This window comes from Alkalicoccus urumqiensis, assembly GCF_002993335.1.
GTDB classification, from domain to species: Bacteria; Bacillota; Bacilli; order Bacillales; family Salisediminibacteriaceae; genus Alkalicoccus; species Alkalicoccus urumqiensis.
On record NZ_PVNS01000004.1, the window covers coordinates 90,643 to 106,947 of the forward strand.

A 16,305-nucleotide genomic window follows, 5' to 3' on the forward strand; every position below is an offset into this window, starting at 1 on the left:
TTCAGCTTCCGCAGCAGGCAGTCCAAAGGCATCAAAAAAAGCAGGCAGCGGCTGCCTGCTTTCTTCATTTAAATCGTCCATTCATCGTGGATGACACCAACGACGTACCATTCGCCGTCTGATTCAACCATCACAATCCGTAGACTGCTCCAGTCCATCCCGGCGAACTCGTCGCTTCCCGGATAGTGGTATTCGACGAAAACTCCGTCCGGGTAGTACTCATCAATGTTGTTCAGGCTGTTGCCCTCTCCAATCCGCTGATTGTAGGCTGTCTGCGGTGCAGAGGCGTAATCCCGGTCGTAGATAAATTCATCGTAGTATTCGGAAAACGACTGAATAATATCGTCACCGGTGCCGTCGTAGTCCCCCCAGTAAAAGTCCTCGCCGCTGTTCCATGCATCTTCGATTTCACCGGCACCGAAAAGAACGTCATCATCCGTTACATAGCCGTACGGTGTAAAGCGGACGCCGTCCGTGTACACATAAGAAGAAAATTCACCCATGTCCGCCGCAGCCAGGGCATCGACGACTTCATCCGCCTTCTGTTTGGCAGCGTAGGCGTCAGAGAACATTTCAGGGTCCATCGCCCGGCCGATAAAGGTGGCAAATTCCGCCCGCGTCAAATCCCGGTTCGGCTGAAACGTGCCGTCCGGATACCCTTCTGTCATTCCTGCCCGGCTGATCCGCTCCACCGGATACGAATACCAGGCTCCATCCACCAGATCCGGAAAATTTCTTGTTTCTGTCTGGATCGCGTCCGGGTTGAATGCCCTCGTAAGCACGGCTGCCATTTCTGCCCGCGTCAGGCTTCGTCCCGGGAAAAACTTCCCGTCATTGCCGTTCATAATACCTGCATCCGCCACCGCTGCAATCGATGACGCAGCAAAACTGCTTTCACTGACGTCTGTAAAATCATTATCGCTGCTCAGATCCAGATCCAGTGCCCGTGTCAGAATAACGGCTGTTTCCGCCCGTGTCAGCTCCCGGTTCGGCTGAAAACTTCCATCCGGATAGCCTCCGAGAATGTTCAAATCTGTCAGGTAGCCCGTCACATCATGTGCCCAGTGCGCATCTCCGACGTCCGGAAACGAGTGCGATGCCCCGGCTGCCGCCGGGAATAAAACGGCTCCGCTGAGCGCTGCGGCCATTATCTGCGTGCGGTATCGTACCATACAGAAAAGCCCCCTTTATTCATGATACTTACCCATTCCCCTTCCACTCCCCCTGAAAACGACGTTCTGTATAGATAAAGCTGATGATGCAGAAAAGGCTGCGGCCGGTCTAAAAAAGGACCACCGCAGCCTGAACGTATTTTCTTTCATCCGCAGAAACGGCTTAGTACCCTTCTCCGGTTTCGCCTTTAATAATTTTCACTCCTGCACTGGCACCGATCCGCGTGGCGCCGGCAGCTACCATTTTACGCGCCGTATCAAGGTCACGGACGCAGGCTGACGCCTTCACGCCGATATCCGGACCGACGGTTTCACGCATCAGCTGAATATCTTCGGCAGTAGCACAGCCCGGACCGAATCCGGTGGACGTTTTGACAAAGTCCGCGCCGGCCATCTTCGCGAGCATGCATGCTTTTGTCTTCTCCTCCGTCGTCAGGAAGCCTGTCTCGATGATCACTTTCGTGACCGCCTGACCGTTCGCTGCCTGCACAACCGCTTCAATATCACGCTTGACCAGGTCGTAATCGCCTGATTTCATGGCGCCGATATTCATGACCATATCCACTTCATCCGCACCGGAGGCGATAACGTCACGCGTTTCCGCTGTTTTTGTGAAGGTGCTCGTGGCACCGAGCGGAAACCCGATCACGGTCGTCACGCCGGCTTTGCTGTCTTTCAGAAGCTCTGCACAGAGCGGCACCCAGGTTGGATTGACGCACACTGTCGCAAAGCCGTGCTCATCAGCTTCCTTACAGAGCGTTTCCACCTGTTCCCTCGTGCTTTCCGGCTTTAACAGTGTATGATCGATCATACGGGCAAGCTCTGCGCCGGTCACGAGCTTTTGATTGTATCCGGGCGAGTAGGAAGGCTGTGGAATCGAACGTCCTCCGCCCCCGTTTGACAATGTGCTGCTGTTTTTTTCTTCTCCGCCGAGCTGGTCCATGACCTGATCGGTAATCTGTTTGACGAGTTGTTCCATATCCACCTGACTCATGATGTTCACTCCCATGTGTCGACGATGCCGACGATAACAGCATCGATCGCAGCTTTTTTATTTCCGAGTATCTGGCGTACGGAACCGCCCTCCTCCACGATCAGAACCGTGTCCCCGATGCCGGCCTGAGAGCCGTCTGCGGCAATCATCGTATCTTTGCCGAGCGGCTTCCCATTATGGTCGACCGGCTGGACGATCATCAGCTTATAGCGCTGATGACTTTCAGTTTTTATCGTGGAAACGACGTTCCCTTTGACGACAGCGAGCTTCATGTTTTTGGAAGGATTTTTTCTACTTCCTGGTGCGGACGCGGAATAACGTGCACGGTGAGGAATTCACCGACGCGCTGTGCTGCATCTGCTCCAGCTTCTGTCGCTGCCTTCACCGCTCCGACGTCACCACGCACGAGGACGGTTACAATTCCGCCGCCGACCTGCTGTTTGCCGACGAGCTCTACGTTCGCTGCTTTCATCATTGCATCTGCTGCTTCCACCGCTCCGACGAGTCCTTTTGTCTCTACCATTCCCAGTGCGTTATTCATTGTTAACGTCCTCCTTCAAAATGTAGTAATCATCAATAATTCCCATGATGCCTGCATCTGAGGCAACAAGCTTCTTTTCAAGCGGCATACCTGATTCCCCGCTTTTAGCAAGGTAGACGTGATCGCCCTCCCCCGCCTGGCCGAGTGTATCAATCGCGATCAGCTGCTTCCCTTTCGGAGAGCCGTCGTCGAAGAGCGGCTGCACGACAAGCAGCTTGAGCCCGTGCAGACTTTCATCCTTATGTGTGCTGACGACACTGCCGGTCACCTTCGCTGCAAACATGCGCTACCCCTGCTTTCCCCGGCCGAGAAACCGGCTTTCGATTTCCATGATCTTCGTTACTCTGCGGTCATGCCTTCCACCGGAGTACGGTGTTTCCAGCCACGTTTCCACCATTTTAAGTGCCAGGCCGTCCCCGAGCTGCTGTCCGCCGATCGAGAGCATGTTAGCGTTATTGTGGTCCCTGCTGTTGATGACTGACGTAATGTCCCAGCAGACAGCACAGCGTACGCCCGGTACTTTGTTTGCCGTCATGCCGCTGCCGATGCCGGCGCCGTCGATCATGATGCCGACGTAATCGTCATGGGAGGCGACTGTTTCCGCTACGAGAAAGGCGATATCCGGATAATCCACCGACTCGCCGTTGTGACAGCCGTAATCAATATAGGAAAAGCCGATTTTATCTAAGTGGGCTTTCACTTTTTCTTTTAATTCGTATCCGCCATGGTCGGAACCGATGGCTACGTATGTCGTCATCCGCCGCTTCCTCCTTTCTTTTGAAACGCGTGAATAATGGACTGAAACGACTCTGCGTGAAGCGAAGCTCCGCCGACAAGTGCTCCATCAATGTCCGCTCCGTCCGCGTACCCGGAAGCATTCTCCGGCTTGACGGACCCGCCGTACACAATGCGGACCGCACCGCTCTGATCCGGAAAGTGACGCTGCACCTCCAAGCGGATGAAGGCGTGTATCTCCTGCGCATCTTCTTTTCCTGCCGCCCGTCCGGTACCGATCGCCCAGACAGGCTCGTAGGCAATATCAAGAAGATTCGCCGGAATGTTACGAACTGCTTCCAGCTGACGGGCAAGCACCTGTTTCGTCAGACCGGCGCTGTATTCGGCTTCGGACTCTCCGATACAGTAAAGTATCCGGAGACCGTGTGCTGCGGCCTGTTCTGCCTTGGCCTGAAGCCGTTCGGCGCCCTCTCCCTGCTCTCTGCGTTCGGAATGGCCCACAAGCACCGCTTCCGCACCGGCATCTTTCAGCATTGCTGCAGAAATCTCTCCGGTATGCGCGCCGTTCTCCTTCTCATGCACGTCCTGTGCACAGAGTGTGACAGGCAGGTTGCGTCGTTCAATGATTGCTTTCATGCCCGGCAGGAGCGTCGCCGGCGGCGCAATCCAGATGTCACAGCTGCTGTCACCGGGATCGAGCGCTTCCAGAAACGCTGCCGCTTCTATACTCGTGTGATTCATCTTCCAGTTGGCTGCTGCGAGCGGCCGCCGTTCTCCGCTGCCGGCAAGCACCTGCTCCACAACGCGGCGGACGAGCGCTTCGATCTCGTGTGCGCCGTTCATTTATCCTACTCCGATTTCGGAAGGATGGATTCGACTTCGCCGTTCGGGCGTGGAATAACGTGTACAGACAGAAGTTCTCCGACACGGGACGCTGCATCCGCTCCTGCTTCTGTTGCCGCTTTGACAGCGCCGACATCTCCGCGGACGAGAACTGCAATCAGACCGCCGCCGACAACTTCCTTGCCGATCAGTTCCACGTTTGCTGCTTTTACCATTGCGTCTGCCGCTTCAATCGATGCTACAAGTCCTTTAGTTTCAATCATACCGAGTGCTTCTCTAGTCATAGTAATTCCTCCTGATCCCGCTGCAGTGGCAGCCGGGGCTTTTTTTGGCGTTCGCTTAACCGGTGTACGCTTTGCTTTTGGTTCCGGGGTCTCCGGCACCTGTTTGTCGTTGTTTTCCTCTGCCACGTCCGGTCCCTCCTAACAGCTTAAATAATGCGGAGCCCGTCTACGAGCACGCAGCGCCGCTCCCGCGTAAACGTACGCGGAGACGTGAGCCCTTCGCCCGTCGGCCCGGCAATGGTCAGTGTCGCAAACCCTTCGCTTTCATAACCGAGTCCTGCAAGCGAAGGACCGTTTTTCACAAAAATGGTTGCATCGATCCGCTGGGCCATCTCTGTCAGGTTTGATACATTCTGGGAATGCATTACCGCCGTATGCCGGTTGCCTTTTTCCGCTTTCACCGCAAGATCAATGCCTTCATGGACATCCTTCACACGGATAAGCGGCAGAATCGGCATCAGCATCTCTGTATGAACGAGCGGATGATCGTCTTTCGTTTCTGCAATTAACAGACGGACATCCGGATCCGGCCGCAGTCCAGCAGCTTCCATAATGACAGAAGCGTCTTTTCCAACGTAGGATTTGTTCGGATACACCTTTCCGTCTTTTTCCACCAGGACGAGATCCAGTACTTTTTTCAACTGATGTCCTTTCAGTTCATACGCACCATTCTTTATCATGCGGTTTTTCAAGTCTTCCGCTATCGACTGTACGGCGTACAGCTCTTTCTCTGCGGTACAGAGAACGTTGTTATCAAAACTGGCTCCGAGAACGATATCGCGGGCCGCTTTATCCAGCTTCGCTGTCTCATCGACAACGACGGGCGGGTTACCGGGGCCTGCTGCGATCACTTTCTTTCCGGTGGACATCGCCGCTTTCACGACGGCTCCTCCGCCTGTGACAACAAGCGCCCGGATTTCCGGATGATTCATCAGCTCCGTACTCGTCTCAAGCGTAGGCTCTGATACTGCTGTCAGTACGTTTTCCGGACCACCTGCTTCAACAATCGCGTCATTTAAAAGTGACATCGCCTGAAGTGAAACCCGTTTAGCTCCCGGGTGCGGGTTGTAGACGACGACATTTCCTGCAGCGACAAGGGAAAGGCTGTTGTTAATAATCGTTGCTCCGGGATTCGTCGTCGGAGTAATCGCTCCGAAAATCCCGAACGGAGAAGGCTCGACCAGCGTAAGACCGTCATCCCCAGTGTACGTCATGCTCTGCAGATCTTCCACGCCAGGCGTTTTCTCCGCTGCAAGCAGATTTTTCTGCTCTTTGTCGTCGATTCGTCCGAGGCCGGTTTCATTTACCGCCGTTTCCGCAAGTGCGCGCGCATTCTCCCGGCTCGTCTTCCGCATCGCTTCAATCATTTTCTTCCTCGTCTTTACATCCGTTTCACGCATTTTACGCTCAGCGGCTTCTGCTGCTGCAACTGCTTCCGAAACCGTCCGGAACACCCCGTGCCCGCTTACTGCAGGGGACGAACTTCCGGAATTTCCGGCTGCTACTTCCGACACCACTTTCTCTACCAGTGACTGAATCTGCTGTTCGCTCAGTTTCATCAGCTTCCTCCTCTCGATTCAAACGTCCGTTTTCCATGAATATCAATATGATCAATAATCGCGACGATCGCCGAATCCACCGGCGTATCCTTCGTCGTATTCGTCTGTCTTGCCGAACTTCCGCCGACAACCATAACGACTTCACCCGTCCCGGAGCCGATCGTATCAATACTGACAAGCGGCTTCCCGTCCGGTTCCACCGTCTCGAGATCGAGCGGCTGTACGACCAGCATTTTCTTACCCATGAGGCGTTCATCCTTCGACGTCGCCACCACGCTTCCGACCACACGGCCGATCACCATACCTCATTACCTCCTTTACGCTGCACCGTTACCCCGAGTTCACGGGCCCGGTCCGCAGCCAGCGGAGATAAAACATCCCCCGCATAGACATTCACTGTTTCCTGTAATTCATACGCACGCTCCACGTCCGCTTCGCGGATCAGCCGCCGCCCCTCTTCCAGACGCTTCTTTGCGGAAGTCACCGCTTCCGGCGCAAGCGCCGACGTGGTCACAAGGATGCCTTCCTGCTGCATCGTGTGCAGGTAACGGGTGATTTTTTCATCGATTTTCCCGGCACGGCCGCCGGAAGACTGCGGCAGGAAACTCCGGTTGAAAACGATCGGCCGGTTTTCCAGCTGACGCTGAATCAGCGCTTCACTCAGTGGGTTATCGTCCATGGAAAGGGCCAGACGTGCAGCTGTTCCAAGCTTCGGTGCTGCCAGATAGACGACCGGTGCCTTTAACATCGCATCCGGATCGGCCTCCTGTGCAGTAAAGGTCTGCAGTTCATGTGTTTCCCGCAGTTTTTTCAGATGAGCGGAGAACGCCGGTCCGGCCCGCGGAAATTGTTCAATTAGTGCAAAAACAGAAGGCGTTTTCATTTCATTTTGTAAAAAATCGCGTACCGTCTCCCGGACGATCGCTTCTATGTGGTCTCTCACGGCCGGATCAGCACTCCTTCTGCCCCCGCTGTCAGAAATGCCGCATTCGCTTCATCAAAATCCACGTGCATCTCCAGGCGGAATTTGTCCGATACCCGGATGACCGTATCATGGAAGGACACCGGCCGGCTGCTCGTCGATCGGATTGTGACGCGGTCCTGATCAGCAACCCCGAAGCGGGACGCGTCTTCCGGGTGCATATGAATGTGGCAGGCGGCCACGATGACGCCTTCTTTTATTTCCACCTGGCCCCGTGGACCCTGCAGTTTTATCCCCGGTGTTCCTTCAGTATTACCGGAAAGCCGGAGCGGTGCATCGACGCCCAGCTGAAATGCATCCGTTCTTGATACTTCCACCTGCGAGGAGCTTCTGGCAGGTCCAAGAACACGGACACCGGGTATTTTTCCTTTTGGTCCAATCAGTGTCACCGTCTCTTCTGCAGCAAACTGTCCCGGCTGCGACAGCGGCTTTTTTTCCTTCAGCCCCCGGCCGAAAAGCCGCTTAATGTGCTCTTCTGAGAGATGTACGTGCCGGTTGGAGACAGCGATCGGTATGGTCATTCTGTTGGAAGAAGCGGGCTTCTCAGCGTTACGAAGTGCTTCGCGGACGAGTGATTCAATCTGTTCTCTCATGCAATCCCCCCTTCCTGCTCCACTTTGGACAGCAGCGCTTCGGCGGTATACTGGTCGGTAACGAGTACGTTGGCATACCCTCCGCGGAGAGCGCCGACCATTGCTTCGGCTTTCTTCATACCGCCTGCCACCAGGATGGAATACTCCTTTTCACGAAGGTCGAGCAGGTCGATGCCGATCGTTCGTGCATTGATATCTTCATCACAGATTCTCCCGTCAATATCAATCATTCTGGAGCAGATATCTCCGACAGCCTGACGCTCCTTCAATACCTGGATGTCGGTCTCTGTCAGGTAGTCCGCCTTAAACAGGGCGGAATCTTCGTGGCGGTCACCGACGGTAAAAAGCGCAATATTCGCTTCTTTTCCGAGATCCAGCACATGCCGGATGTGCCGGTCGGAGACGATGGCCTGCTTTACGACCAGATGATCAACGACTGCCGGAAGCGGGAGAAAGTGCGGTGACGTATGGAAAGCGCGTCCGAGATAGTTTAAAATTTCTGCTGCATACGTATTTGTTTCCGAGTAGCTCACCCCGCCGTTCAGCTGTGTCACGTGGACATCATGAACGCTCTTCTGCGGCAGATGTCTTGCTACTTCGTAGATCGTCGTTCCCCACGTCGTGCCGATAATATCGCCGTCATCAACGATCCCATAAAGATATTCGGAAGCTCTGCGGCCGATTTCTTCTTTGATTACCTGTGTATCATTTACCGGCGCATCGCCGACAATGCAGTGTTTTAATCCGAAGGCATCCTGCAGCCGCGAGCAGAGCTCCTGCACATCCTGCTCCGGATCGACAATCCGGATCTGGACAATGCCGCGGTCTTTGGCTTCCTGAAGCAGCCTCGAAACCGACGGGCGGGAAATCCCAAGCTCCTTGGCGATCGCCTGCTGACTGTAATCGAGCTGGTAGTACATCTTCGCCGCATTAACTACCCGGGTTAGTTTGTCTCTCGGCATCTTTCGCGTACCCCCTCTCTATTATGGAATGAGTGTTACCGGCCAAGTGGTTTTATGTATACGCTTCCACCTGAACCGATGAACATTTACTTGTGAACATTATTTCATAAGCGAATAAAAAAAGCAACTGCTTTTCGTGAAAAGAAACACTTTTCTGTGTTTTTTCACGAGCGCAGCTGCTAAATAGCTGTGTCTCCGATATAAAATGTCATCTGCAGGCCGTCTGAAAGCTGCTGCAGCAGTTCAATCGGCACTCCCGGCACCCCTGTTTCAATAAGCACAATATCTCCGATACTGACGCCGGTCCGTTCGGATGCTTCTGTGACCGTCCATCCGCGGACTTCTCTCGCTCTCTCCAGCTGTTCACTGATCGTCATACTCCCACCGCCTTTCTGTAAGCGTTTGCAGTGAATTATACGGGACCGTGAACGATAGTGCAAGCATATCGGGAATTTTGTCGAAATATGCACCTTAAGCCATACCGGATATAGCAGCGGCTGAAGCGAGTAATCCTATCATACCGACCGCTGCAAAGAACATCCCTTCTTTTTTCCGCCCCTCTGTCTGCCAGATATTGACTCCCTGCAGCAGAAACATCCCTCCAATTACAGCGCTCAGAAGTTCGAATCCTGCTTCGAAAATGCCTGTGAGCCGGAGTACGATCAGACACAGTACGGTAACAGCAAGTAGTTTTGATGCGGTTTGGATAGAAACCCCTCCATAGTAAAATAAGTATGTTTCCTTTACCGATACTACCATTTTTAGGATATCTACGCGAAATCCTTCTGAATATAGCAGGTGACCAGTGCTTTTGCCCGGTTTTTTGGAGAGCTCGTTTTCGGCCCTGCGGTTATTTCAGTCGGGCATTGAATGTTTCGTTGCGGTCTGCGGCTGCCGTATACCGGTGTTGCTGCTTTTTGCTGCGATCTTCGCCTTTAGTGTGGCGATCCCTTCAAACATGATGAGATCTTCGACTACCAACCGCCGTACCCCGCGGCGGTCCATATGCTTCAAACGGCTCCCCGTTCCAGCAGATGGCGGGCGATTGCAGCCTGAGTCTCTCCTATGGCGGTATTCCGCTGCTGCATGGCGGACTGCTTCCGTTTCCACGTGAAAACCCAGGCAAGGAGCTGCCTCGTTTTAAAAAATGGAGGTCCATTGAATGAGGTGCCGCATTCTACCTGCATCTACTGCCGGGCAGCGCCGAAGCTCTATCAACAGAATCAGGTAAAGTTTCAAAGCGTTGAAAAAGCTTCGTATTTTACACATTTCTATTCTGTCAAAAAAACAAGCGCCCCTGATATAGGAGCGCCTGCATGAACCACGGCGGAAGGCCGCTGGCCAGTATATTTTTAGTAATCAGAAACGGCTGCTTCGCCCTGCATAATTTTCACACCGGCACTTGCACCAATTCGCGCAGCTCCAGCTTCGATCATCGCTTCTGCGTCTTCCAGTGTGCGAACACCTCCGGAAGCTTTCACGCCGGCTTTGTCACCGACAACGCTGCGCATAAGGCGAACATCTTCTACGGTCGCTGCCCCAAAGGAGAAGCCGGTGGAAGTTTTAACAAAGTCCAGGCCGGCACGCAGTGCCGCTTCACACGCCTGCTTTTTCTCTTCGTCGTTCAGCAGGCACGTTTCAAGAATGACTTTGGTCAGCGCTTTTCCTGCAGCAGCTTCCTGTACTGCACGCATGTCCTGCTCGACAAGCTCCAGGTCACCTGCTTTAAGTGCGCCGATGTTGAGAACCATATCAATTTCTGTCGCGCCGTTTTCAATCGCATTGGATGTTTCAAATGCTTTCACTTCCGGAGTGGACGCGCCAAGCGGGAATCCGACAACGGTGCAGACATCCACACCCGTGCCTTTCAGTTTTTCAGCAGCCGCCTTAACAAAGGAAGGGTTCACACAGACAGAAGCAAATTGAAATTCGGCCGCCTCTTCTGCCAGTTTGATAACCTGTTCTTTCGTAGTCTCCGGCTTTAACAGTGTGTGGTCGATCATCGCTGCGATTTTTTTCATAATATATCTCCTCCTGAAGTTTTTTTCATTATTATTTTCATAAACAGGCAAAGGGAAGCTCCGCACGGGGAGCGCGGAGTCCCAAGTTGTTATTCCATCTTAAAAGAACATTCCGGCAATAGAAGCATTCAATAGAGAAGCCAGTGCCCCTGCAGCAATTGCTTTGACACCCAGCTGCGCGATATCGCCGCGGCGGCTTGGTGCAAGCTTACCCAGTCCACCCAGAAGAATACCGAGGGAAGAAAGGTTTGCGAAACCACAGAGCGCAAAGCTTACAATCAGGGCTGTTTTCGGATCGTACGAATCGATCTCCGGCGCGAAATTTGCGTAGGCAACAAACTCGTTCAGAACGAGCTTCTGCCCGACAAACGTTCCTGCCTGCAGCGCTTCGCTCCAAGGAACACCAATCACAAATGCCAGCGGTGCGAATAATACACCTAAAATGTTTTCCAGCGTCAGGCCTTCCAGCGTGAAGCCGGATCCGAAAACGCCGATGATCCAGTTAATAGCACTCTGAACAACGCCCAGACCGCCGTTTACCAGCGCAATCAGCGCGATAAAAGCGAGAAGCATCGCTGCAATGTTCAGCACAAGTTGAAGACCGGTACTCGCTCCGCGTGCTGCGGCGTCAATAACGTTGTACGATTCTTTATCTTCTTCCATCTCAACGTCTTTTTTGTCCGCTGTGTTTTCCGGATCCACTTCGGGCATCATCATTTTCGCCATGACAAGCCCTGATGGTGCAGCCATAAAGCTTGCTGCCAGAAGATATTCGAGCGGAACACCCAGCTCCGAATACCCGATCAGAACGGAACCGGCAACGGATGCAAGTCCGCCGGTCATGACCGCAAACAATTCGGAGCGTGTCATGCTTCCGATAAACGGTTTAACTACGAGCGGGGCTTCTGTCTGACCGACAAATATATTCGCCGCTGCCGATAAGGACTCTGTCTTACTCGTCCCGAGTAGCCAGGACAGTGCACCGCCGAGAATTTTAATCACAAACTGCATAATACCCAGATAGTAGAGTATGGAGATTAATGAAGAAAAGAAAATGACCAGGGTAAGAATTTCAACGACAAAGATCATCCCGATTCCTTCAGCTTCAAATAGACCTCCAAAGAGAAAATCGATGCCTTCACCTGTGTAGCCGACAATCGCATTGACCACTTCCGTCAGCTGCAGCAGAACCCAGCGTCCGGCTTCTGAGTACAATGCAATATACGCAAACAAAATCTGAATCGCAAGTCCGCCTAGAATCGTGCGCGGCTTGATCGCTTTTCTATTGGATGATAACAGGAAAGCGATTCCGAGAATCACGATGATTCCCATTAAGCCCCAAAGTATGTTCATGGTGCTCCCCTCCGCCTGAAAAAGTATAGTAACAATAACACTTTACATACTATAACAGATGGTTTGAAAAAATGTAAAGTTATATTTAAGCAAAAGTTTATAAAAAACATTGTAATAAAGCGGTTTCATGTAAAAGCGGTTTGTTTTCTCTATAATTTCGGCTGAATTTCTGTACCACCAGCTTGATGAAACACCCTGCTTTTTCCTTCAGGTTTACAAACAATGGCACAGGGGTATGTGAATGGTACTGATATTCGCCAGAGGAGGGAGAAAATGCCTTTGTCCAAAGAGCAGGAAAAAAGGAAAGTCCCGTCGAAATCAAGAGGAGATGAGAAACGGGCAGAGGAAAATGAACGTTTTGAAGTGCTTCTCGATAAGCTGGAGGAGATCACGACAAATGGAAGGCTGAAAGATATGGCCTATCACTTCACAAATAAAAAGGAAGTGATCAAGACAAACCTCATTGCCGGGGTGGCGAGGGGCGTCGGTCTGACAGTTGGAACAGCCATTTTTCTCGCACTTCTGTTTTTCATCCTCAATGCACTCGTAGACACACCGATGGTAGGGGAATATATCGGTAATCTGCTGAACAGCATTGAAAGCTACCGTGATAACGGATAAAAAATTTTGAATGGGGTGTTACATATGGATTGGTTAGGTATTGGAGTTCTAGTACTTGCAATTGCTATTTTTATCGGCGTGTTGTTTCTCCGCCCGGTTTTAACGAAACTGGCAGAAACACTTGGAAACACAGCAGAGACTGTTTCCACATTAAACAAGAGTCTCGGTGAGATCACGAGTGAAACGACGCTTATCCTCTATAATACGAACGAAACCCTGGTCGATGTAAATGACAAAATCGGCAAGCTGAATCCGCTGTTCGATATCGTTCACGATACCGGTGAAGCAGCCCACCATCTGACAGCAACGATGGCAAGCTATACTTCCGTGAAGCACGACCGTGCTCAGGAAGGGGTAAACTACATTAACAAAAAAGATCTGGAAGGTATTCTGCGCGGGGCAGCGTTTGTTTATTACCTCCGTCAGGTTAAAAAAGAATCCGACCAAGTCGCAAAAGGCGAAGCGATTCACGGAGAGAATATTTAAATATCACCAAAGGCCGTCTCATTCTATAATGAAGACGGCCTTATTTCTGTGGGAGGGTGTGGAAACATCTAAGAGGTAAGAGGGCCCTCGCTGCAGGCGGGGCCGGGCCAAGGAGCAGCAGAGCGGGCGGAAACTAGTAACGCATAATCAAAAAGCTGGAAGCAGATAATCTGCTCCCAGCTTTTTCGTTCAATCCTCCTGATCCGCCAAAAGGCACCGGTGCTCCTGGTCCGGCACCATCATCTCAATGTGACGGTGAAGATTGATGAACTTATCCTCCATAATACCACCGAGCTCTCCATCCAGATTCAGCTGAAGCTTTGCCTCTGACTGAATGTGAATCTCCGACGACTGGAGATAGACAACCCGTTCATCGTCCAGATGGTCCCCTCTCATGGCAGCACCGGCGATCCGTACCACATCGCCGAGGTTTGTTTTTTTCACGATGATTAAGTCAAACAGCCCATCATCCAGATATGCATCCGGAGCAAGCTTTTCAAACCCGCCGACAGAATTTGTGTTGGAAACGAGGAACAGCATGACATCTCCTTCAAACGTTCCGTTGTCATGATCAATGGTAACGAACGTCGGCTTGATCCGCGGCAGCTTTTCAAAACCTTTAATATAATACGCCATCTGTCCCATCATCGTTTTTAATCTGCTCGGTACTTCGTATGTTAATTCCGTCAGTGTACCGGCTCCAGCGATATTAATAAAATACTTCTTTCCTACCTGGCCGACGTCGATCGCCCGCTTTTTACCTCCGGCCATGACCCGGCATGCTTCTTCAATATTTCTAGGTATGTGGAGTGCCCGGGCAAAATCGTTCGTCGTTCCCCCGGGGAGAAGACCAAGGACCGGACGGTATTCTTCACCGGCAATCCCGTTGACGACTTCATGAATGGTGCCGTCACCTCCAGCTGCTACGACAAAATCAAACTGCCTTCTGCAGGCTTCTTTCGCGGCTTTTCTCGCACAGTCTTCCCCAGTCGTCGCATGTGTGGAGGCCTCATAGCCGGCAAGCTCCAGCGTTTCCAGAATCATAGGCAGGTTTCTTTTGATATGTTCCCGCCCAGACGTAGGGTTGTAAATCACCCGCGCCCGTTTTACCATGACAGCATCCCCCGCACTTCTCCGAAAATATTCTATTCATAAAGTATAGCATAAGGAACACCCGACAGCCTACTATATGGAAATACGGACTGAAATGAACCATCCGGAGCCCGCCTGAAAGGGAGGTTTGTTGAATAGGTTTCCGCTTTTTGCCTGCACCTGCAGCCGTATGCGTTCCGGAGGGAATCTGAAAAGCGGAAGCGCCCTGGTCACGAGCGACCAGTCCTGGAAGCCCTGCCGACGAAAGCTGCTCTTTGCTTTCTTCGGCAGGGGTGAAGGAACCAGAGCGGGCGCTGGAGCTGGACATTGCTTCGATTGAAGAAGCATGGCTCCGCGCGGCCGCGCCGCAGGACAGAAGTTCGCTGTCCTGCGCCTTAAACCATAGGCCGGCTCCGCTCGCGCTTTCAGCCGCTTGACGCGGCATGGATTTTCGCCTCGTTCGGATCCTCCCGGAGTCGACGGCCTCCGGTTTCGGCAGGTAGAAAAGAAACGTTTGATTGAAGCGGACCCTTCTGCACAGAACATACTGTCTTCCAATCTTGCTCTAAGAGATTATCTTTGCCCCATAGACATCAGTCCTGCTCCGGATTTTCTGTTTTTCATCCGTATTTACCTGCGCTTCGAAGCGTTCGGCAGGGACGCCGGTGGAATCAAGCGCAGTCTGAAGATCCTTTCTCAGGGCGAAGGCCATGAGAAATAGCTGAAGACAAGCCCACGGCAAGCTTCTGCCGAGGAGCGTAGAAGCTCCATCAACAGAAACTAACGATCTATGTAACAGCGGTTTGTACTGCCGCATCCCTAGGCACACCTATTTTGAGAAAGCTCTGGGTTTTATGCTTTCCTATACTCCAACGAAAGCAGCCTGCTATCCATTGGGACAACAGGCTGCCTATCGTATTGATTCGTCTTCCATTATGTCTCTGCTCCCTCCCTCCGGCAGGTTTTACTGCTTCGGTGCGTCGATGGCAAAACCTCCTTTTCCTAAAACAGCAGCATGTGCTGCGTATGAGTGTATCCTACAATATTAACTGACAGTTGTAAATATTCAGAATAGTTAGTTTTAAGGAGTTCAGCTTTATATATCTCTTCTTTTGATATCGTTTTCTTCGAATATCTCTTTTTTTCAGAAATTTCACGTAGAAGTGCTGACAAGTTATTTCCTCTCCTGCTACACTAAAGAAAAAGGGGGAGGAGATATCATGGGATAACGAAAGCGCAGCATCGGTGGATGTTTATTCTGATGCTTGCTGCGGTGACAATGTTTGTATTTATGCTCGGATTAAATGAAGCTGGTCTTCAGGAAGCGCAGGCGCAATGCATTAATTCCGGAGGTGTTCCGGACATCAGCCGCGATATGTTCATGCTGAACTGGTCTTTCCGATGCAGTGCGTTGAATTAAAAGCTTACATAAAAAAAGCAGGAGGCAGCGATGATAAGCCTCTCGTAAATAAAACGGCTTTCCACGATCGATTAACGATTGCGGAAAGCCGTTTTCTGTTTAAAAATGCTATCAGCCTTCTGAATGCTGTACGCGGAGCTTCGGCTGTCTCATGTGGCGCACACTGCGCAGCATAGCCGTATACGTTGTTCTGGAAAGTATGATCAGTGCCGCTGTAGTGATAATTACACCCGACATTGTCATTGTCATCCCGGAAATGCCGGATGCGACAGTTGTAACATACCAGGCAAACATACCTGTCTGAATGGCCGTTACGGCATAAGGGAATGCGATCCGTTTCCAACGGCGCTGCACACGGATCAGTTTCAGCCAGTCAATAATCTGTACGGGAACCAGCCAGCCGAGAAGTGCGGCTGAAAATACAGCCAATGCTCCAGCAGACGTAACCGCTATATGCTCTGAGAGCAGTACAGATAACCCTGCAAGTAAAATAGCTGCGGCACCAGCTGCCGCCGTAAGCAGAAGCAGCGCGCGCAGGAAAAGTGTCATGATCAGTTTCATCCGTACCTCTCTCCTTTCGTCAGAAAAAATCACATGTCCATGATTATAGGGAGTGAAGCCTTTTATGTAAAGGAGCGTGTTTGACC

The 16,305-nt window shown here is 51.9% G+C and carries 24 protein-coding genes; 5 read left to right on the forward strand and 19 right to left on the reverse strand.

Going from position 1 to position 16,305, the window contains the following annotated elements:
* Positions 1–68 precede the first annotated feature (68 nt).
* The 17 genes from C6I21_RS05190 to C6I21_RS05270 all read right to left on the reverse strand — a co-directional run bounded on the left by C6I21_RS05190 (position 69) and on the right by C6I21_RS05270 (position 12,039).
* A complete protein-coding gene (locus C6I21_RS05190; protein WP_105958394.1) occupies positions 69–1,172 on the reverse strand; it encodes an S-layer homology domain-containing protein in 1,104 nt (367 codons plus the stop codon).
* A 163-nt stretch (positions 1,173–1,335) separates the two neighbouring features.
* Positions 1,336–1,983 carry a deoxyribose-phosphate aldolase gene (gene deoC, locus C6I21_RS05195; protein ID WP_181186127.1) on the reverse strand — a complete coding sequence of 216 codons (648 nt, stop codon included), beginning with the start codon at positions 1,981–1,983 and terminating at the stop codon, positions 1,336–1,338.
* A gap of 188 nt (positions 1,984–2,171) precedes the next feature.
* A complete protein-coding gene (locus C6I21_RS05200; RefSeq protein WP_105958395.1) occupies positions 2,172–2,438 on the reverse strand; it encodes a EutN/CcmL family microcompartment protein in 267 nt (88 codons plus the stop codon).
* Positions 2,435–2,707 carry a BMC domain-containing protein gene (locus C6I21_RS05205; protein WP_105958396.1) on the reverse strand — a complete coding sequence of 91 codons (273 nt, stop codon included), beginning with the start codon at positions 2,705–2,707 and terminating at the stop codon, positions 2,435–2,437. The genes C6I21_RS05200 and C6I21_RS05205 overlap by 4 nt, the downstream gene beginning before the upstream one ends.
* Entirely contained in the window at positions 2,700–2,990 is a 291-nt protein-coding gene (locus C6I21_RS05210; RefSeq protein WP_105958397.1) for a EutN/CcmL family microcompartment protein, read from the reverse strand. Before C6I21_RS05210 ends, C6I21_RS05205 begins: the two co-directional genes overlap by 8 nt.
* Before the next feature lie 3 nt (positions 2,991–2,993).
* Positions 2,994–3,464, reverse strand: a complete 471-nt coding sequence (gene rpiB, locus C6I21_RS05215; protein ID WP_105958398.1) for a ribose 5-phosphate isomerase B — start codon at positions 3,462–3,464, stop codon at positions 2,994–2,996.
* Positions 3,461–4,285 carry a triose-phosphate isomerase gene (tpiA, locus tag C6I21_RS05220; protein WP_105958399.1) on the reverse strand — a complete coding sequence of 275 codons (825 nt, stop codon included), beginning with the start codon at positions 4,283–4,285 and terminating at the stop codon, positions 3,461–3,463. The genes rpiB and tpiA overlap by 4 nt, the downstream gene beginning before the upstream one ends.
* Positions 4,286–4,290: 5 nt before the next feature.
* On the reverse strand, positions 4,291–4,569 hold the full coding sequence (locus C6I21_RS05225) for a BMC domain-containing protein (protein WP_105958565.1): 279 nt from the start codon (positions 4,567–4,569) through the stop codon (positions 4,291–4,293).
* A gap of 146 nt (positions 4,570–4,715) precedes the next feature.
* Positions 4,716–6,128, reverse strand: a complete 1,413-nt coding sequence (locus C6I21_RS05230; protein ID WP_105958400.1) for an aldehyde dehydrogenase family protein — start codon at positions 6,126–6,128, stop codon at positions 4,716–4,718.
* Positions 6,128–6,430, reverse strand: a complete 303-nt coding sequence (locus C6I21_RS05235; RefSeq protein ID WP_105958401.1) for a EutN/CcmL family microcompartment protein — start codon at positions 6,428–6,430, stop codon at positions 6,128–6,130. Before C6I21_RS05235 ends, C6I21_RS05230 begins: the two co-directional genes overlap by 1 nt.
* Positions 6,424–7,071 (reverse strand): hypothetical protein, encoded by a 648-nt coding sequence (locus tag C6I21_RS05240; RefSeq protein WP_105958402.1) that lies wholly within the window; start codon positions 7,069–7,071, stop codon positions 6,424–6,426. Before C6I21_RS05240 ends, C6I21_RS05235 begins: the two co-directional genes overlap by 7 nt.
* Positions 7,068–7,703: a phosphate propanoyltransferase gene (locus tag C6I21_RS05245; RefSeq protein ID WP_105958403.1), complete on the reverse strand. Its 636-nt coding sequence runs from the start codon at positions 7,701–7,703 to the stop codon at positions 7,068–7,070. The genes C6I21_RS05240 and C6I21_RS05245 overlap by 4 nt, the downstream gene beginning before the upstream one ends.
* Positions 7,700–8,665 (reverse strand): DNA-binding transcriptional repressor DeoR, encoded by a 966-nt coding sequence (locus C6I21_RS05250; protein WP_105958404.1) that lies wholly within the window; start codon positions 8,663–8,665, stop codon positions 7,700–7,702. Before C6I21_RS05250 ends, C6I21_RS05245 begins: the two co-directional genes overlap by 4 nt.
* A gap of 179 nt (positions 8,666–8,844) precedes the next feature.
* Complete coding sequence (locus C6I21_RS05255) at positions 8,845–9,042, reverse strand: helix-turn-helix domain-containing protein (RefSeq protein ID WP_105958405.1); 198 nt, start codon at positions 9,040–9,042, stop codon at positions 8,845–8,847.
* A gap of 94 nt (positions 9,043–9,136) precedes the next feature.
* Positions 9,137–9,424: a hypothetical protein gene (locus C6I21_RS05260; RefSeq protein ID WP_105958406.1), complete on the reverse strand. Its 288-nt coding sequence runs from the start codon at positions 9,422–9,424 to the stop codon at positions 9,137–9,139.
* Between the two features lie 593 nt (positions 9,425–10,017).
* The gene (gene deoC / locus C6I21_RS05265) at positions 10,018–10,689 is read right to left on the reverse strand and encodes a deoxyribose-phosphate aldolase (protein ID WP_181186128.1); all 672 of its coding nucleotides are present in this window, start codon (positions 10,687–10,689) and stop codon (positions 10,018–10,020) included.
* Between the two features lie 96 nt (positions 10,690–10,785).
* Positions 10,786–12,039 carry a NupC/NupG family nucleoside CNT transporter gene (locus C6I21_RS05270; RefSeq protein ID WP_105958408.1) on the reverse strand — a complete coding sequence of 418 codons (1,254 nt, stop codon included), beginning with the start codon at positions 12,037–12,039 and terminating at the stop codon, positions 10,786–10,788.
* 273 nt (positions 12,040–12,312) lie between these two features.
* On the opposite strand from C6I21_RS05270, the gene C6I21_RS05275 reads away from it, so the two are divergent.
* Both C6I21_RS05275 and C6I21_RS05280 read left to right on the forward strand, forming a co-directional pair.
* Positions 12,313–12,660, forward strand: a complete 348-nt coding sequence (locus tag C6I21_RS05275) for a DUF5665 domain-containing protein (RefSeq protein ID WP_105958409.1) — start codon at positions 12,313–12,315, stop codon at positions 12,658–12,660.
* 24 nt (positions 12,661–12,684) lie between these two features.
* Positions 12,685–13,146 carry a DUF948 domain-containing protein gene (locus tag C6I21_RS05280; RefSeq protein WP_105958410.1) on the forward strand — a complete coding sequence of 154 codons (462 nt, stop codon included), beginning with the start codon at positions 12,685–12,687 and terminating at the stop codon, positions 13,144–13,146.
* Between the two features lie 189 nt (positions 13,147–13,335).
* On the opposite strand, the gene C6I21_RS05285 is transcribed toward C6I21_RS05280, so the two are convergent.
* Complete coding sequence (locus C6I21_RS05285; RefSeq protein WP_105958411.1) at positions 13,336–14,259, reverse strand: diacylglycerol kinase; 924 nt, start codon at positions 14,257–14,259, stop codon at positions 13,336–13,338.
* A 272-nt stretch (positions 14,260–14,531) separates the two neighbouring features.
* Here C6I21_RS05285 and C6I21_RS16385 point away from each other — a divergent pair, with 272 nt between their 5' ends.
* The 3 genes from C6I21_RS16385 to C6I21_RS16395 all read left to right on the forward strand — a co-directional run bounded on the left by C6I21_RS16385 (position 14,532) and on the right by C6I21_RS16395 (position 15,658).
* A complete protein-coding gene (locus tag C6I21_RS16385; RefSeq protein WP_181186111.1) occupies positions 14,532–14,675 on the forward strand; it encodes a hypothetical protein in 144 nt (47 codons plus the stop codon).
* A 77-nt stretch (positions 14,676–14,752) separates the two neighbouring features.
* Positions 14,753–14,959 (forward strand): hypothetical protein, encoded by a 207-nt coding sequence (locus C6I21_RS16390; protein WP_181186112.1) that lies wholly within the window; start codon positions 14,753–14,755, stop codon positions 14,957–14,959.
* Positions 14,960–15,487: 528 nt separating this feature from the next.
* The gene (locus C6I21_RS16395) at positions 15,488–15,658 is read left to right on the forward strand and encodes a hypothetical protein (RefSeq protein WP_181186113.1); all 171 of its coding nucleotides are present in this window, start codon (positions 15,488–15,490) and stop codon (positions 15,656–15,658) included.
* A 111-nt stretch (positions 15,659–15,769) separates the two neighbouring features.
* Here C6I21_RS16395 and C6I21_RS05295 read toward each other — a convergent pair whose 3' ends face one another.
* Positions 15,770–16,219, reverse strand: a complete 450-nt coding sequence (locus C6I21_RS05295) for a hypothetical protein (protein WP_105958413.1) — start codon at positions 16,217–16,219, stop codon at positions 15,770–15,772.
* Positions 16,220–16,305 lie beyond the last annotated feature (86 nt).

What these genes read in the sequence shown, in the direction of transcription:
- C6I21_RS05190 (WP_105958394.1), bottom strand. Translation starts at nt 1,172, where the DNA reads ATGGTACGATACCGCACGCAGATAATGGCCGCAGCGCTCAGCGGAGCC.
- deoC (WP_181186127.1), bottom strand. Translation starts at nt 1,983, where the DNA reads ATGATCGATCATACACTGTTAAAGCCGGAAAGCACGAGGGAACAGGTG.
- C6I21_RS05200 (WP_105958395.1), bottom strand. Translation starts at nt 2,438, where the DNA reads ATGAAGCTCGCTGTCGTCAAAGGGAACGTCGTTTCCACGATAAAAACT.
- C6I21_RS05205 (WP_105958396.1), bottom strand. Translation starts at nt 2,707, where the DNA reads ATGAATAACGCACTGGGAATGGTAGAGACAAAAGGACTCGTCGGAGCG.
- C6I21_RS05210 (WP_105958397.1), bottom strand. Translation starts at nt 2,990, where the DNA reads ATGTTTGCAGCGAAGGTGACCGGCAGTGTCGTCAGCACACATAAGGAT.
- rpiB (WP_105958398.1), bottom strand. Translation starts at nt 3,464, where the DNA reads ATGACGACATACGTAGCCATCGGTTCCGACCATGGCGGATACGAATTA.
- tpiA (WP_105958399.1), bottom strand. Translation starts at nt 4,285, where the DNA reads ATGAACGGCGCACACGAGATCGAAGCGCTCGTCCGCCGCGTTGTGGAG.
- C6I21_RS05225 (WP_105958565.1), bottom strand. Translation starts at nt 4,569, where the DNA reads ATGACTAGAGAAGCACTCGGTATGATTGAAACTAAAGGACTTGTAGCA.
- C6I21_RS05230 (WP_105958400.1), bottom strand. Translation starts at nt 6,128, where the DNA reads ATGAAACTGAGCGAACAGCAGATTCAGTCACTGGTAGAGAAAGTGGTG.
- C6I21_RS05235 (WP_105958401.1), bottom strand. Translation starts at nt 6,430, where the DNA reads ATGGTGATCGGCCGTGTGGTCGGAAGCGTGGTGGCGACGTCGAAGGAT.
- C6I21_RS05245 (WP_105958403.1), bottom strand. Translation starts at nt 7,703, where the DNA reads ATGAGAGAACAGATTGAATCACTCGTCCGCGAAGCACTTCGTAACGCT.
- C6I21_RS05250 (WP_105958404.1), bottom strand. Translation starts at nt 8,665, where the DNA reads ATGCCGAGAGACAAACTAACCCGGGTAGTTAATGCGGCGAAGATGTAC.
- C6I21_RS05255 (WP_105958405.1), bottom strand. Translation starts at nt 9,042, where the DNA reads ATGACGATCAGTGAACAGCTGGAGAGAGCGAGAGAAGTCCGCGGATGG.
- C6I21_RS05260 (WP_105958406.1), bottom strand. Translation starts at nt 9,424, where the DNA reads ATGGTAGTATCGGTAAAGGAAACATACTTATTTTACTATGGAGGGGTT.
- C6I21_RS05270 (WP_105958408.1), bottom strand. Translation starts at nt 12,039, where the DNA reads ATGAACATACTTTGGGGCTTAATGGGAATCATCGTGATTCTCGGAATC.
- C6I21_RS05275 (WP_105958409.1), top strand. Translation starts at nt 12,313, where the DNA reads ATGCCTTTGTCCAAAGAGCAGGAAAAAAGGAAAGTCCCGTCGAAATCA.
- C6I21_RS05280 (WP_105958410.1), top strand. Translation starts at nt 12,685, where the DNA reads ATGGATTGGTTAGGTATTGGAGTTCTAGTACTTGCAATTGCTATTTTT.
- C6I21_RS05285 (WP_105958411.1), bottom strand. Translation starts at nt 14,259, where the DNA reads ATGGTAAAACGGGCGCGGGTGATTTACAACCCTACGTCTGGGCGGGAA.
- C6I21_RS16395 (WP_181186113.1), top strand. Translation starts at nt 15,488, where the DNA reads ATGTTTATTCTGATGCTTGCTGCGGTGACAATGTTTGTATTTATGCTC.
- C6I21_RS05295 (WP_105958413.1), bottom strand. Translation starts at nt 16,219, where the DNA reads ATGAAACTGATCATGACACTTTTCCTGCGCGCGCTGCTTCTGCTTACG.